12 protein-coding genes are annotated in these 13,694 nt (G+C 70.1%); 10 read left to right on the forward strand and 2 right to left on the reverse strand.

Features of this window, described 5'->3' with window-relative positions:
• The first annotated feature begins 42 nt into the window (after positions 1–42).
• From ACIGO6_RS33055 to ACIGO6_RS33100, 10 genes are all read left to right on the forward strand, one after another.
• Positions 43–852 carry an NAD-dependent epimerase/dehydratase family protein gene (locus tag ACIGO6_RS33055; RefSeq protein WP_399882787.1) on the forward strand — a complete coding sequence of 270 codons (810 nt, stop codon included), beginning with the start codon at positions 43–45 and terminating at the stop codon, positions 850–852.
• 272 nt (positions 853–1,124) lie between these two features.
• Positions 1,125–1,895 carry a DeoR/GlpR family DNA-binding transcription regulator gene (locus ACIGO6_RS33060; RefSeq protein ID WP_399882789.1) on the forward strand — a complete coding sequence of 257 codons (771 nt, stop codon included), beginning with the start codon at positions 1,125–1,127 and terminating at the stop codon, positions 1,893–1,895.
• A gap of 78 nt (positions 1,896–1,973) precedes the next feature.
• Complete coding sequence (locus ACIGO6_RS33065; protein WP_399882791.1) at positions 1,974–3,347, forward strand: ABC transporter substrate-binding protein; 1,374 nt, start codon at positions 1,974–1,976, stop codon at positions 3,345–3,347.
• On the forward strand, positions 3,344–4,288 hold the full coding sequence (locus ACIGO6_RS33070; protein ID WP_399882793.1) for a carbohydrate ABC transporter permease: 945 nt from the start codon (positions 3,344–3,346) through the stop codon (positions 4,286–4,288). The genes ACIGO6_RS33065 and ACIGO6_RS33070 overlap by 4 nt, the downstream gene beginning before the upstream one ends.
• Positions 4,285–5,169, forward strand: coding sequence for a carbohydrate ABC transporter permease (locus ACIGO6_RS33075; RefSeq protein WP_399882795.1), 885 nt, complete (start codon positions 4,285–4,287; stop codon positions 5,167–5,169). Before ACIGO6_RS33070 ends, ACIGO6_RS33075 begins: the two co-directional genes overlap by 4 nt.
• Complete coding sequence (locus ACIGO6_RS33080) at positions 5,166–6,155, forward strand: zinc-dependent alcohol dehydrogenase family protein (protein WP_399882797.1); 990 nt, start codon at positions 5,166–5,168, stop codon at positions 6,153–6,155. Before ACIGO6_RS33075 ends, ACIGO6_RS33080 begins: the two co-directional genes overlap by 4 nt.
• 201 nt (positions 6,156–6,356) lie before the next feature.
• On the forward strand, positions 6,357–7,580 hold the full coding sequence (locus ACIGO6_RS33085; protein WP_399882855.1) for a TerD family protein: 1,224 nt from the start codon (positions 6,357–6,359) through the stop codon (positions 7,578–7,580).
• Positions 7,581–7,765: 185 nt separating this feature from the next.
• Positions 7,766–8,278 carry a hypothetical protein gene (locus ACIGO6_RS33090; RefSeq protein ID WP_399882857.1) on the forward strand — a complete coding sequence of 171 codons (513 nt, stop codon included), beginning with the start codon at positions 7,766–7,768 and terminating at the stop codon, positions 8,276–8,278.
• 21 nt (positions 8,279–8,299) lie between these two features.
• Entirely contained in the window at positions 8,300–10,612 is a 2,313-nt protein-coding gene (locus ACIGO6_RS33095; RefSeq protein ID WP_399882799.1) for a DUF6571 family protein, read from the forward strand.
• Positions 10,613–10,664: 52 nt separating this feature from the next.
• Positions 10,665–11,222, forward strand: coding sequence for a hypothetical protein (locus tag ACIGO6_RS33100; RefSeq protein WP_399882801.1), 558 nt, complete (start codon positions 10,665–10,667; stop codon positions 11,220–11,222).
• Between the two features lies 1 nt (position 11,223).
• On the opposite strand, the gene ACIGO6_RS33105 is transcribed toward ACIGO6_RS33100, so the two are convergent.
• Together ACIGO6_RS33105 and ACIGO6_RS33110 are read right to left on the reverse strand one after the other, a co-directional pair.
• On the reverse strand, positions 11,224–11,808 hold the full coding sequence (locus ACIGO6_RS33105) for a TetR/AcrR family transcriptional regulator (RefSeq protein ID WP_399882803.1): 585 nt from the start codon (positions 11,806–11,808) through the stop codon (positions 11,224–11,226).
• A 211-nt stretch (positions 11,809–12,019) separates the two neighbouring features.
• Positions 12,020–13,603 (reverse strand): TROVE domain-containing protein, encoded by a 1,584-nt coding sequence (locus ACIGO6_RS33110; RefSeq protein WP_399882805.1) that lies wholly within the window; start codon positions 13,601–13,603, stop codon positions 12,020–12,022.
• Positions 13,604–13,694 lie beyond the last annotated feature (91 nt).

A 13,694-nucleotide genomic window follows, 5' to 3' on the forward strand; every position in this document is an offset into this window, starting at 1 on the left:
AAGCCGCTTCACGAGACCCACCGGAACCTAGGAGTCCCGAGGATGCCCGCACCCCGCACCGTCCTGCTCACCGGCGCCGCCGGCGGCCTCGGCACCCTGATGCGGGAGCTGCTCCCCGACCACGGGTACCGGCTGCGTCTGCTCGACCTGCGCCCGGTCGAGGGCGAACCGGACGCGATCGTCGCCGACCTCGCCGACCGGGCGGCCGTACGCGAGGCGGTCCGGGGCGTCGACGCGATCATCCACCTGGCGGGCATCTCCCTGGAAGCCTCGTTCGAGAAGATCCTGGCGGCCAACATCGAGGGGACGTACAACCTGTACGAGGCCGCCCGCGAGGAGGGCGTCGGCCGCATCGTCTTCGCCTCCTCCAACCACGCCGTCGGCTACACCCCGCGCCCCCAGGGCGACGACCCCCTCATCCCGATCGACACCCCGCGCCGCCCGGACACCTTCTACGGCCTGTCCAAGTGCTTCGGCGAGGACCTCGCCCAGCTCTACTGGGACAAGCACGGCATCGAGACCGTCTCCGTCCGCATCGGCTCCTGCTTCCCCGAGCCGACCAGCGTGCGCATGCTCTCCGTGTGGATGAGCCCCGCCGACGGCGCCCGTCTCTTCCACGCCGCCCTGACCGCCGAGAACGTCGGGCACACCGTGGTCCACGGCTCCTCCGCCAACACCCGCCTGTGGTGGGACCTCACCTCCGCGCGGGCGCTCGGTTACGAGCCGCAGGACGACTCCGAGCCGTACGCCGAGAAGCTGATCGCCGAGCAGGGCGACCTCGACCCGGGCAACCCGGCGCACGCCCGCCTGGGCGGCCACTTCGTGACCGACCCCCCGATCTGGCCGTACTGACCGGAACCGGGCGGCCATCGAGGCGGGCGGGCACCGAACGGGCCCGCCCGCCTCGGCATACGGGCATCCGCCCTGCCCGTTCTCACCCCGCGCCCCGCTGCGGCCCAGGTCCGAGACGGGCACCCGACGGCCGCAACGGGCACAAGCGGGCAGCATCGGCTCCGCAACAGGCCTGGTCAGTGCCGCACGGCCGCTGTAGAACTTCCCCCATGGGCCCCACGGGCCCGAACGGGCAAGGACGCGGCGCCGAGGCGGTGAGGCAGGTGTGGGGCATGGGCACGAGGACGGCGGAGGAACGCCAACGCGAGATCGTGCGGATCGCCCGCGCCACCGGCTCGGTCGACGTCACCGCGCTCGCCGCCGACCTGGGCGTCGCCAAGGAGACCGTACGACGCGACCTGCGCGCCCTGGAGGACCACGGCCTGGTCCGCCGCACCCACGGCGGCGCCTACCCCGTGGAGAGCGCCGGCTTCGAGACCACGCTCGCCTTCCGCGCCACCAGCCACGTGCCGGAGAAGCGCCGGGTCGCCGCCGCGGCGGCCGAACTGCTCGGCGACGCCGAGACGGTCTTCGTCGACGAGGGCTTCACCCCCCGGCTCATCGCCGAGGCCCTCCCCCGGGACCGCCCGCTGACCGTGGTCACCGCGTCCCTGCCCGTCGCCGGCGCGCTCGCCGAGGCCGGCGACACCTCCGTCCTGCTGCTCGGCGGCCGGGTCCGTTCGGGCACGCTCGCCACCGTCGACCACTGGACGACGAAGATGCTGGCCGGATTCGTCATCGACCTGGCGTACATCGGCGCCAACGGCATCTCCCGCGAACACGGCCTCACCACCCCCGACCCCGCCGTCAGCGAGGTCAAGGCCCAGGCGATCCGGGCCGCCCGCCGCACCGTCTTCGCGGGCACGCACACGAAGTTCGGGGCGGTCAGCTTCTGCCGGTTCGCGGAGATCGGCGCCCTCGAAGCCATCGTCACCAGCACGCTGCTGCCCACGGCCGAGGCCCACCGCTACTCCCTGCTCGGGCCGCAGGTCATCCGCGTCTGACCAACCGACTCCCGTCCCCGGAGGGCACCCTCACACCCTCCGCTGCCCCATACCTCCCCATATGTTCAGGAGCGATCCATGCGAACCCAGAGCCGACGGAGGCTGCCGCGAGCCACGCTCGCCATGGCCGCCGCAGGGACGCTGCTCGCCCCGCTGCTCTCCGGCTGCTGGGTCGGGGCGGGCGGAGCCGGATCCGGCGGCGACGCCATCAACGTCCTCATGGTCAACAACCCCCAGATGGTCGAGCTGCAGAAGCTCACCGCGGACCACTTCACCGAAGAGACCGGCATCAAGGTGAACTTCACCGTCCTGCCGGAGAACGACGTCCGCGACAAGATCAGCCAGGACTTCGCCAACCAGGCCGGCCAGTACGACGTCGCCACCCTCTCCAACTACGAGATACCGATCTACGCCCGCAACGACTGGCTGCACGCGATGGACTCCTACGTCGCCGAGGACCCGGCGTACGACCAGCAGGACATCCTGAAGCCGATGCGCGAGTCCCTCACCGGCGACGACGGCAAGCTCTACGGCCAGCCCTTCTACGGCGAGTCGTCCTTCCTGATGTACCGCAAGGACGTGTTCGCCGAAGAGGGCCTGACGATGCCCGAGCACCCCACCTGGACCCAGGTGGCCGACCTCGCCGCGCAGCTCGACGGCGCCGAGCCCGGCATGAAGGGCATCTGTCTGCGCGGACTGCCCGGCTGGGGCGAACTGATGGCCCCCCTGACGACCGTCGTGAACACCTTCGGCGGCACCTGGTTCGACCAGGACTGGCAGGCGCGTCTCGACTCGCCCGAGTGGGAGAAGGCGACGAAGTTCTATGTCGACCTCGTCCGCGAGCACGGCCAGTCCGGCGCCGCCCAGTCCGGCTTCGCCGAGTGCCTGAACAACATGACGCAGGGCAAGGTCGCCATGTGGTACGACGCCACCTCCGCGGCCGGCTCCCTGGACTCGGCCCAGTCCCCGGTCAAGGGCAAGGTCGGCTACGCACCGGCCCCCGTCGAGAAGACGGACACGTCCGGCTGGCTCTACACCTGGGCCTGGGGCATCCAGAAGGCCTCCCGCAACGCCGACAAGGCCTGGAAGTTCGTCTCCTGGGCGTCCAGCAAGGAGTACGAGCAGCTCGTCGGCGACGAGATCGGCTGGTCCGACGTGCCGGCCGGCAAGCGCGCCTCGACGTACGAGAACCCGGCGTACCGCCAGGAGGCCGCCGCCTTCCAGGAGATGACCAGGGAGGCCATCGAGGGCGCCAGGCCCAAGGACCCCGGTGTCCAGCCGCGCCCCGCGCCCGGCATCCAGTTCGTCGGCATCCCCGAGTTCACCGACCTCGGCACCAAGGTCTCCCAGGAGATCAGCGCGGCCATCGCCGGACGCCAGTCCGTCGAGGAGGCCCTGAAGAAGTCCCAGCAGCTCGCCGAGCAGATCTCCGAGGAGTACGAGGGACGATGACCGCCACGACCACGGCCCCCTCGGCCGCACCCGACCACGCCCGCCCCACCGTCCGCCCGCCGTACTCCCGGCTGAAGGCCTGGGCCACCCGGGCCCCCCTCCTCCCCGCCCTGATCTTCATGATCGTGGTCACCCAGCTGCCCTTCGTGGCGACCCTGGTGATCTCCTTCTTCGACTGGAACGCCCTCTATCCGGACGCCCGCCACTTCACCGGCTTCACCAACTACGGCGACGTCCTGAGCGACCCGGCCCTGCGCAAGTCGGTGTGGACGACGATCCTGCTGACGGTCGCGGTCGTCCTGGCGAGCCTGGTCCTCGGCCTGGTCCTCGCCCTGCTCCTCGACCGCAGGTTCAAGGGCCGCGGCGTCGTCCGCACCCTCCTGATCGCCCCGTTCCTCGTGGTCCCCGTGGCGGCCGCCCTGCTCTGGAAACACGTCCTCTACAACCCCGAATACGGCCTGCTCAACGGCCTGTTGCACTACGTCGGCGGGCCACAGCCGGACTGGATCTCGGACACCCCGCTGCTCGCCGTCGAGGCCTCGCTGGTGTGGCAGTGGACGCCGTTCATGATGCTCATCCTGCTGGCCGGACTGCAGAGCCGCGACCAGCAGCAGATCGAGGCCGCCCGGGTGGACGGGGCGAGCGACTGGCAGATCTTCGTCCACCTCACCCTGCCCCACCTGCGCCGCTACCTCGAACTCGGCGCCCTGCTCGGCTCGATCTACATCGTCCAGAACTTCGACGCGGTCTTCACGATCACGTCCGGCGGCCTGGGCACGGCCAACCTGCCCTACACCGTCTACCAGAGCTTCTACCAGGCCCACGAGAACGGCCTCGCCTCGGCCGCGGGCGTCCTGGTCGTCATCGGCTCGATCATCATCGCGACCTTCGCGCTGCGCGTGGTGTCGTCCCTGTTCCGCGAGGAGGTCGGCCGCGCATGAGCGCCACCGCCGTACGACCCGCCGCCACCGGCACCGCCGGTGCCCAGCCCGCACGAGTCCGCCGCAGGGCCGGCGCCGGCCTGGGCCTGGTGGCATGGCTGGCCGGGATCGTCTTCTTCCTTCCCATCGCGTGGATGGCCCTGACCTCCTTCCACTCGGAGGAGGACGCCGCCACCAACCCGCCGTCCTTCGCGGCCTCCCTCACCCTGGACGGCTACCGCGAGTTCTTCGGCGCGGACGGCGGCGCGAGCCCCTGGCCGGCGCTGATCAACTCGGCGGTGGCGTCGATCGCCTCGACCCTCTTCGTCCTGGTCCTGGCCCTGCCCGCCGCGTACGCCCTCTCCATCCGCCCGGTGAAGAAGTGGACGGACGTCCTGTTCTTCTTCCTGTCCACCAAGATGCTGCCGGTGGTGGCGGGCCTGCTGCCGATCTACCTGTTCGCCAAGAACACCGACCTGCTGGACAACATCTGGCTGCTGGTCATCCTCTACACCTCGATGAACCTGCCGATCGCGGTCTGGATGATGCAGTCCTTCCTGGCCGAGGTCCCGGTCGCGATCATCGAGGCGGCACGGGTGGACGGCGCGAAGCTGCCCACGATCCTGACGAGGGTGGTCGCCCCGATCGCGCTGCCCGGCATCGCCGCCACGTCGCTCATCTGCTTCATCTTCAGCTGGAACGAACTGCTCTTCGCCCGGGTGCTGACGGGCGTGGTCGCCGAGACCGCCCCCGTCTTCCTGACCGGCTTCATCACCAGCCAGGGCCTGTTCCTGGCCAAGGTGTGCGCCGCGTCGCTCGTCATCTCCCTGCCGGTGCTCGCCGCGGGGTTCGCCGCCCAGGACAAACTGGTCCAGGGCCTGTCGTTGGGAGCCGTGAAATGAAGGCCGCCGTCATCGAGTCCGTGGGCCGCGCCGTCGTCACCGAGGTCCCCGACCCCGCACCGGGCCCGCGCGAGGTCGTCGTCGAGGTCGCCGCCTGCGGCCTGTGCGGCACCGACCTGCACATCCTCCAGGGCGAGTTCGCGCCCAAGCTCCCCATCGTGCCGGGCCACGAGTTCGCCGGCGAGGTCGTCGGCGTCGGCGCCCAGGTCACGGAGGTGGCGGTCGGCGACCAGGTCGCCGTCGACCCGTCCCTCTACTGCCACGAGTGCCGCTACTGCCGCACCGGCCACAACAACCTCTGCGAACGCTGGGCGGCCATCGGCGTCACAACGGCGGGCGGCGCGGCCCAGTACGCGGTGGCACCGGTCGCGAACTGCGTGAAGCTCCCCGAGCACGTCCGTACCCAGGACGCGGCCCTGATCGAACCGCTCTCCTGCGCGGTCCGCGGCTACGACGTCCTCCAGTCCCGCCTCGGCGCCCACGTCCTGATCTACGGCTCCGGCACGATGGGCCTGATGATGCTGGAGCTGGCCAAGCGCACCGGGGCGGCCAGCGTGGACATGGTCGACGTCAACCCGACCCGCTTGCAGACGGCCCGCGACCTCGGCGTCTCGGCCTCCGCCGCGACCCCCGACGAACTGGACCGCCCCCAGGGCTGGGACCTCGTCATCGACGCCACGGGCAACGCGGCGGCCATCCAGGACGGCCTGGACCGGGTCGCCAAGGCGGGCACGTTCCTCCAGTTCGGCGTGGCCGACTACGCGACGCGCGTACAGATCGACCCGTACCGCATCTACAACCAGGAGATCACCATCACCGGCTCCATGGCCGTCCTGCACAGCTACGAACGCGCGGCGGAACTGTTCGCGAACGGCGTCCTCGACCCGGACGTCTTCATCAGCGACCGCATCGAGCTGGCCCGCTACCCGCAGGCACTGGAGCAGTTCGCGGCGGGGGTGGGAAGGAAGATCGTGGTCGTGCCGTGAAGGATCAGCCCGTCCGGCGTTTGAGGACGAGGCCGTCAAGGCCGAAAGCGGGGGTCTGGGGGCGCAGCCCCCAGGGACGGGAAGGGAAGGGGCGGCGGGGGCGAAAACCCACCGGCGCCCCACCGCCCCGCCTCCACCCCGATTGGCCCCCGGGTAAGGGAACGGTAAAACGCCCCCGCTCGTTCACCCGGCATGACAGCTATGACCCCCGGCTCGAACATCCCCCTCGCCGCCGCCCGCGTGACGGTGGACGTCGCCGCGCCCGTGCGGCTCGACGTATCGGGCCTGCTGCTCACCGCCGACGGCAAGGTGCGCTCCGACGACGACTTCATCTTCTACAACCAGCCCACAGGCCAGGGCGTGACCTACCGCTCCGGCGGCGGCACCGCCCCGGACGCGATCGTGGTCGACACCGCCGCCGTCCCGCCGGGCATCGAGAAGATCGTCGTCACCGCCAGCCCGGACGCCGCCGGGCAGACCTTCCAGGGCATCGAACCGACCGCCACCATCCGCAACGCGGACGACAACTCCGTCCTCGCCACCTTCACGCCCCCGCAGCTCGGCACCGAGACCGCACTGGTGATCGTGGAGGTCTATCTGCGCAACGGCGCCTGGAAGGCCCGCGCCGTCGGCCAGGGCTACGCCAACGGGCTCGCCGGCATCGCCACCGACTTCGGCGTCACCGTGGAGGAGCCGGCCGCCCCGGCCCAGCCCGCCGCGCCCGCCCAGCCCGCGCCCCCGGCGCGGTCGCACGCGGCCACTCCCCCGCCGCCCGCCGCCGCGCCGTCCATGCCCGCCGCTCCCCCGGCGGCACCGGCCGCCCCGCCGGCCCCGGCGCCGGGCACCGGCAAGATCAACCTCGACAAGGGCCGGGTCAGCCTCCAGAAGAACCAGACCGTCTCCCTCGTCAAGGGCGGCCGTCCGGTGCTCTCCCAGGTCAAGATGGGCCTCGGCTGGGAGCCGGCGTACCGCGGCAAGGACATCGACCTGGACGCGTCGGTCATCGCGTACGGTCCGCAGCGCAACCACATCGACAGCTGCTACTTCGGCAAGCTGTCGATCGTGGGCGGCGCCATCAAGCACTCCGGCGACAACCTCACCGGTGAGGGCGGCGGCGACGACGAGGTGATCATCGTCGACCTCGGCCGGCTCCCACAGGAGGTCAGCGGCCTGGTCTTCACGGTCAACTCGTTCTCCGGCCAGAAGTTCACGGAGGTCGCCAAGGCCTACTGCCGTCTCATGGACGCCGCGACCGGCGAGGAGCTGGTCCGCTTCGACCTGACCAGCGCCGAGCCGCAGACCGGCGTGATGATGGCGAAGCTGATCCGGCAGTACTCGGGTGAGTGGGAGATGACCGCCATGGGCGACTTTGTCAAGTCCCGCACGGTCCGGGGAATGGTGAAGCCGGCGGCGAAAGCGCTGTAGGCGACCGGGTGGGCGCTGCCGCACCGGGAGCGCCCACCCCGGTGACGGCAGTCCCCGGGCTCCCGGCGTTCTGTGAAGACTTCGAGCAGCAGTCTCGCACTCCAGGACGATTGACTATGCTGGCAAAGCCCGGGCCCTGCAGTGGCCCTTCGGTGACCTTCTTCAGAGGACAGGGGTTCAGCGCGGTGGCGTGGGACGAGTGGGAACAGCTGAAGAGTGAAGCGCTCGAACGCCAACAGAGCGGCGCGACCCACATGCAGCTGAACCAGTATCCCGGCGACTCCGGTCCGGGTCCTGCCCCGACGACGCCCGGTAAGACGGGTGACCTCAACGTCGACCAGCAGGACCTGTCCAAGATCGGTAGCCACGCGCACACCCTCTACAACCAGCTCTGGGACCAGGCCCGCCTGGACAACACGAGCGTTGACGAGGCGGCCGGCGACCTGACCTCGCAGGGTTTCGCGCTCGGCTCCGGACTCCAGCACCTGTCGAACCGCTGGTCCACGCAGCTGAACACCGTCCTCGACGCCTGCGCACACATCTCCAACCACATGCAGGTCACCAAGAAGATCCACAACGGTGACGAGGCCTACATCCTGCGGCAGATGAGCAGCATCGCCACCCTCGACGCCGGTTTCGACGAGCGGGTCGGACCGGCCGGGGAACAGAATCCGATCTACGGCGAGAAGAAGAAGTAACCGCACAACGGGGGGCCGCTCATGGATCTCGACACTCTGCGCCACGCCAATTTCAAGTTGCTCGACGACGCCGTCGAGGACTGGTCGGTCATCGTCGGCAACCTGAACACTCTCGCCGAGGACGCCGAGAAGGGCCTGCGCCAGGCGGCCAACAAGGCGAACTGGGCCGGTGAGAACTCACGCGTCTCCAAGGAGTTCATCGGCAAGACGGCCGGTGAGATAAAGGACGCCCACACCCAGGCCGGGTCCGTCCACAGCATCCTCAAGGACACCGCCGGGGAGCTGCGGGGCTACCACAACCAGTTGAAGGATGCCATTGAGCGCGGCCTGAAGAAGAACCTCACCGTAATGGACACCGGCGACGGGGGTTTCACCGTCACCATGAACGTCCACCCGGACCGCGCGGCGGAGGGCCACACACCGCCCTCCCACACCCAGAGCGACGTCAACGCCCTGCGCGACGAGATCCAGGGCATCCTCGGCAAGGCCACCGAGAGCGACAATTCCGCCAGCAAGGTTCTCAAAGCGCTGGCCGACCAGACCAATTACGGTTTCGGCGACGCCAGTTACCAGGACCGGGACACGGCTGCCGAAGCGCTCGAGACAGCCGAGGAGCTGGCGGCACTCGCCAAGAAGGACCCGGAGAAGCTCTCCACCGCCGAGTTCGACCGGCTCAACGCGGGACTGAAGCAGTACTCCGCCGACCCGCTGTTCGCCGAACACTTCGCCACCACGCTCGGACCGCGGAAGACACTGGACTTCTGGACCGGTGTCACCGACCCGCACACGGGGTGGGACCTGCGCCACGACCGCCGGGAGCAGTTCGACGACCTCCAGAAGCACCTGAGCCTCACACTCGCCAGCGCCACCCAGAGCGACAGCGCCGCGATGACCTCCTGGAAGGGCAACATGGTGGCCCTGGTCGACCAGCCCGTGGGCCGCGGCGGCGGTTTCCCGCTGGGCGGGCAGGTGATGAGCAACCTGATGCGCTGGGGCGACTACGACGACCGGTTCCTGAACAGCTACGGCGACAAGCTCATGGCCACCGAGAAGAAGTTCACGGACAACGGACGGCACGGCGCCTGGCAGCGTTTGGGTCCCGACGCGACGCTCAACCACACGGGCACGGACACCGGCTGGGACCCGATGACGGGCTACCTCAAGGCCCTTGCCAACAACCCGGACGCCGCGACGTCCTTCTTCAACGACACCTTCCTCACCAAGGACGAGGACCACGACTTCACCGAGAAGAAGGACGACAAGGAGGTCAAGAAGTCGCTGACCAACTTCGACTACCTCTTCGAGGAGCGCGACTGGCCCACCGACTTCGACTCCGAACACGAGGAGAGCATCGCGGGCCGGAACAATCTGGCGATGGCCCTGGAGGCCGCCACCACAGGTCACCCAGCCGGGGAGCAGCCGACCCTGGACACACCGCACCACAACGCCGAGCAGACCAAGCTCATGGAACGCCTCGTGTCGTCCATCGGCGAGGACCCGGACGAGCGTCTGCTCAAGCACGGACACATGATCGACAGCGTGGGTCAGATCACCGCCGAGTACCTCCCGGACATCAACCGGTCCATCAGCGGCGCGGACCGGAACGACCCCGAGTCGACGTCGTGGGAGCGGACGCAGAAGATGTACCCCATGTACGGGGAAGAGGCCGTACTCGATCCACGGGACGTGACGAAGCTCCTCTTCACCGTGGGCCAGAACCCGGATGGCTACGCGGCGGTGGAGGTGGGCCAGAAGGCGTACATGAGCCAGCTGATGGAGCACCACCTCAACCCCGACCTGCCGGCCGGCCAGGTCGTGGACGACGACACGGAAGGCGTCGTGCGGCAGATCGCGGAGAGGTCGGGGGAGGTCTCCGGCATCCTCGCCCTGGGGCGTCAGGAGGAACTGGCGGCTGCCGGGAAGGAGAAGGACGAGGCCTACAAGGATTCGATGGACCTGGTCAAGAGCAGCATCTCCGGTGGTCTCGGCACGGCGGTCGGCGTGGGAACCTCCTTCGTCGCCACACCCTGGGTCGGAGCCCTCGCGGGTGGCGCCACCACCACCGTCACCGGCACCGTCCTCGAATCCGTGTTCCAGGACTTCAAGAGCACGGAACTGGAGGACTCCGAGGACGCGAGGGGCGAGCGCTGGCAGAACGGCCTGCAGAGCAACGGCAACCGCTCGGGCCAGGCGGCTCGGCTGGCCGCGGAAGAGTACGGCATGGTCGACCCCGCCGACGCCGAGACCTGGGCTCGGGACAGCGGCAAACAGGGCTTCTACAACGCCCAGGCGATCGTCGACGGCCGTACCCCGGGCAGCCGGACAACGTCCTGACCAAGTCGCCGAACCCCACCCGGATACCAAGCAGCCCCCGAGAGGTACCACCATGACCCGCCGTCGACCGGTCCCCGGACCACGCTCCGGTCCTGCGCTCGCCGCCGTCGTCCTCGCCGTCCTGGCCCCCACGGTCACGGGGTGCGGCGCCGGCGAAGAGACCAGGGACTACTCCGTGCCGGGCACCCTCTGTGGCATACGCGTCGACGCCGAGGAACTCACTCCGTTCCTCCCGCCGGGGAAGAAGCTCTCCGTCGAGCCCGAGGTCAACCCCGCGTCGATCTGGTGCGATGCGTCCGTGGACGGGAAGCTCGCCGTCAGAACGGTCCAGGATTGGTGGCAGGGCGGCGCTGACACGGCGTACTTCCTCCGCAGCCAGACCCTCGAGCCGGTGGAGGAGACCGCGGACGAGGGGCGGTACGTGTATTCCGACTGGCAGGCGTTCGGCAAGACGGAAGGCTGCGTCGACGAGAAGTACGGGCAGGAGCTCTACACCGGGGTTCAGGCCTACGGTTCCGACCACCGGGACGCCGACGCCATGAAGCGTCTGATCGTCTCCTTCACGAAGGAGGTCGAGAAGTCGGACGAGTGCGACGAAGGAGCATCGTGAGCTACTCGACCCCGCCCCGCAGCCCGTCCCACACCAGCGACAGGTACCGGAGGACCGACGCCGGCTCCCCGCCCTCCCCCTCGCTCGACCCGGCCGCCGTGGCCACCCCGTGCACCAGCCGCAGCACCTCGACCGGCTCGACATCCGGCCGCAGCGCCCCCGCCTCCTGCGCCGCCCGCACCAGCCGGTCGGCCGCGCCTCGCAGGCAGTCGCCGCAGGCCGTGTCCACCGTCGAGTCGCCGGCCGTGACGGCGGTGCCGAGCAGCGCCTTCATCCCGCGGACCTGGATCATCCCGGCGGCCAGTTCATTCAGCCACTCCCGCAGCGCCTCGCCCGGCACCCGTTCGGCCGCGATGACGTCCGCCCGGGCCGCGATCGCCTCGATCCGATCCAGATAGGCGGCCTCCAGCAGCGCCTGCCGTGTCGGGAAGTGCCGGTACAACGTGCCGGTCCCGACTCCCGCACGCTTGGCGATGTCGTCCAGGGAAGCGCCTTCACCGCGCTCGGCGAAGGCCGCCGCCGCGACCTCCAGCAGCCGTTCACGGTTGCGGCGGGCATCCGCGCGCATGGCCCTGACCTGCGCCATCCCACTACTCCCTGCACACCGACGTCTTCCGCCGAACCCTACCGCGCGCCCCGCCCGGCCCACACGGAGGAAGGGGACCACTCCGGGTCCGCTTCCACCGGTGGACGGCGGCGGGGGCGCGTCTCTGCGTCCTGTCGGCGGCGGGCCTGGTGGGTCGGCTCCTTCGAGACGTGCTGGAGCGGCTGACGACCGGGACGCCGTGCTCGCGGGATCAGGCGGCCCAGGGCCAGTCGGCGTCCCGGGCGGCTTCGAGCAGCGGAACCATCCGGAAGGCGGCGTCCGAGAGGCCGCCGAAGGTGTGCCGGTTGGCCTGGCCCGACGGACCGTGGCCCGCCCGGTGGCCGGCGAGGTTCCAGGTGTAGACCGGGACGTGCGGCGGGACCTGCTCGGTGGGGTCGCCGTGCCGGTTGTACGCGTACTGCTCGTCGGTGACGATCAGCACCCGGTCGTGCTTCTTGTAGTGCCGCCGGACCGCGTCGGTGGTGTCGGTGCCGCCCAGGTCGCCGAAGCGCTCCAGGATCTTCAGCACCGACTCGCCCTTGCGGAACTTCACGCGGTTGCTCGACGTACCGAACTCGACGAGGTCCGCGTCTGCCGCGCGCAGCGCGAGCGCCGTGCCGAAGATCGCCGCCGCGTCGGCCCGGTTGAGCTCGGAGCGGTCCGACATCCGCGAGTAGAACATCGAGCCCGAGCGGTCCACGAGGACCAGCGTCCGGCCGGGCAGTGCGGGCACGTTGGCCAGCGAGTGGCCGAGCGCCTGCTCCAGCGGGTACGCCCAGCGCAGCGACGGCGCGTGCCGGTACGCGGCGAGGTAGCGGAACGGGAACTGCCGCGAGCGCGCCACCTCGGCCGGGTCGCTGATCCGCGCCGCCACCCGGGCCGCGACCTCGTCACAGACCCCGGCCTCGTCGAAGTTGCGCAGGTTGCGGACGAGCGCCATGGCCCCCATGGACGGAATCACGGCCTCCCAGGCCGCCTTGTCCATCGGCCCCTGGAGCCACCCGGCCAGCATCTCCCAGGTGATGCCCGCCGCCGCGAGCCGCTCGGCACCGTCGGGCGCCGTGACCACCGCTCGCCGTTCCGGAACGGGCAGCGCCATCAGCTCACGGTGCGCGGTGAGCACACGGTTCGAGGCGGGCGGCACCGCGGAGTCCGGGTTGTGCCGGCGGTCCAGCGCGTACTGGAACAGTTCGCCCTGCCACGGCTTGTCCGGGTCCGGCGCCGCGTGCACCAGGTTGAGGATGTCGCCGAAGCGGTACCCCTTGGAGGCGGTGTCGTACTTCAGCAGCGACTTGCCGTGGTAGAGCCGCCGTACGGCGTCGGCGATCCCCCGCTTGACCGGCTTGGGCACGGCACGTCCGTACGTCGACGTCCAGTAGGCGAGCAGCTCACCGGGCTCGTCGGGCCGCTGGAGGACGGAGGCGACGACCTGCCGGTTGGCCGGGCCGTCGGTGGCACCGGCGTCGAGGCGGGCCTTGACGTACTCGGCGGCGCCGACGATCGATGCGGTGCGCAGGTTGCCCTCCCCGCGCAGCCAGCCGAGCAGGCCGGCCGTCCACGACGGGTCGGAGACGGCGAGCTCGCGCACCAGCGTGGCGAACCGGTCGTCACGGGCGGCGCCGGTCTCGTAGAAGGTCTGCTGGGACACGAAGTTCGCGACGGACAGCAGAAAAAGCTCGGAGCGCGGGTCGCGCTCACGGCCCCGGCCGCCCTCGTAGGTGCGCAGTACGCGGCCCGTCGACGTCACACGCGAGGTGGGCTGCGCCTTCGCGGCCTTGGTGTTGAATCGCGCCATGGTGAATTCCCCCGAATTCCTTTCGGTGGAAGGCGCGGCAGAAGGAGGGTGCCCGAGGTCGGAATCGGCGGCGGGAACATCGGATGCTCTG

This window comes from Streptomyces sp. NPDC053750 (assembly GCF_044544295.1).
Taxonomy (GTDB): Bacteria; Actinomycetota; Actinomycetes; order Streptomycetales; family Streptomycetaceae; genus Streptomyces.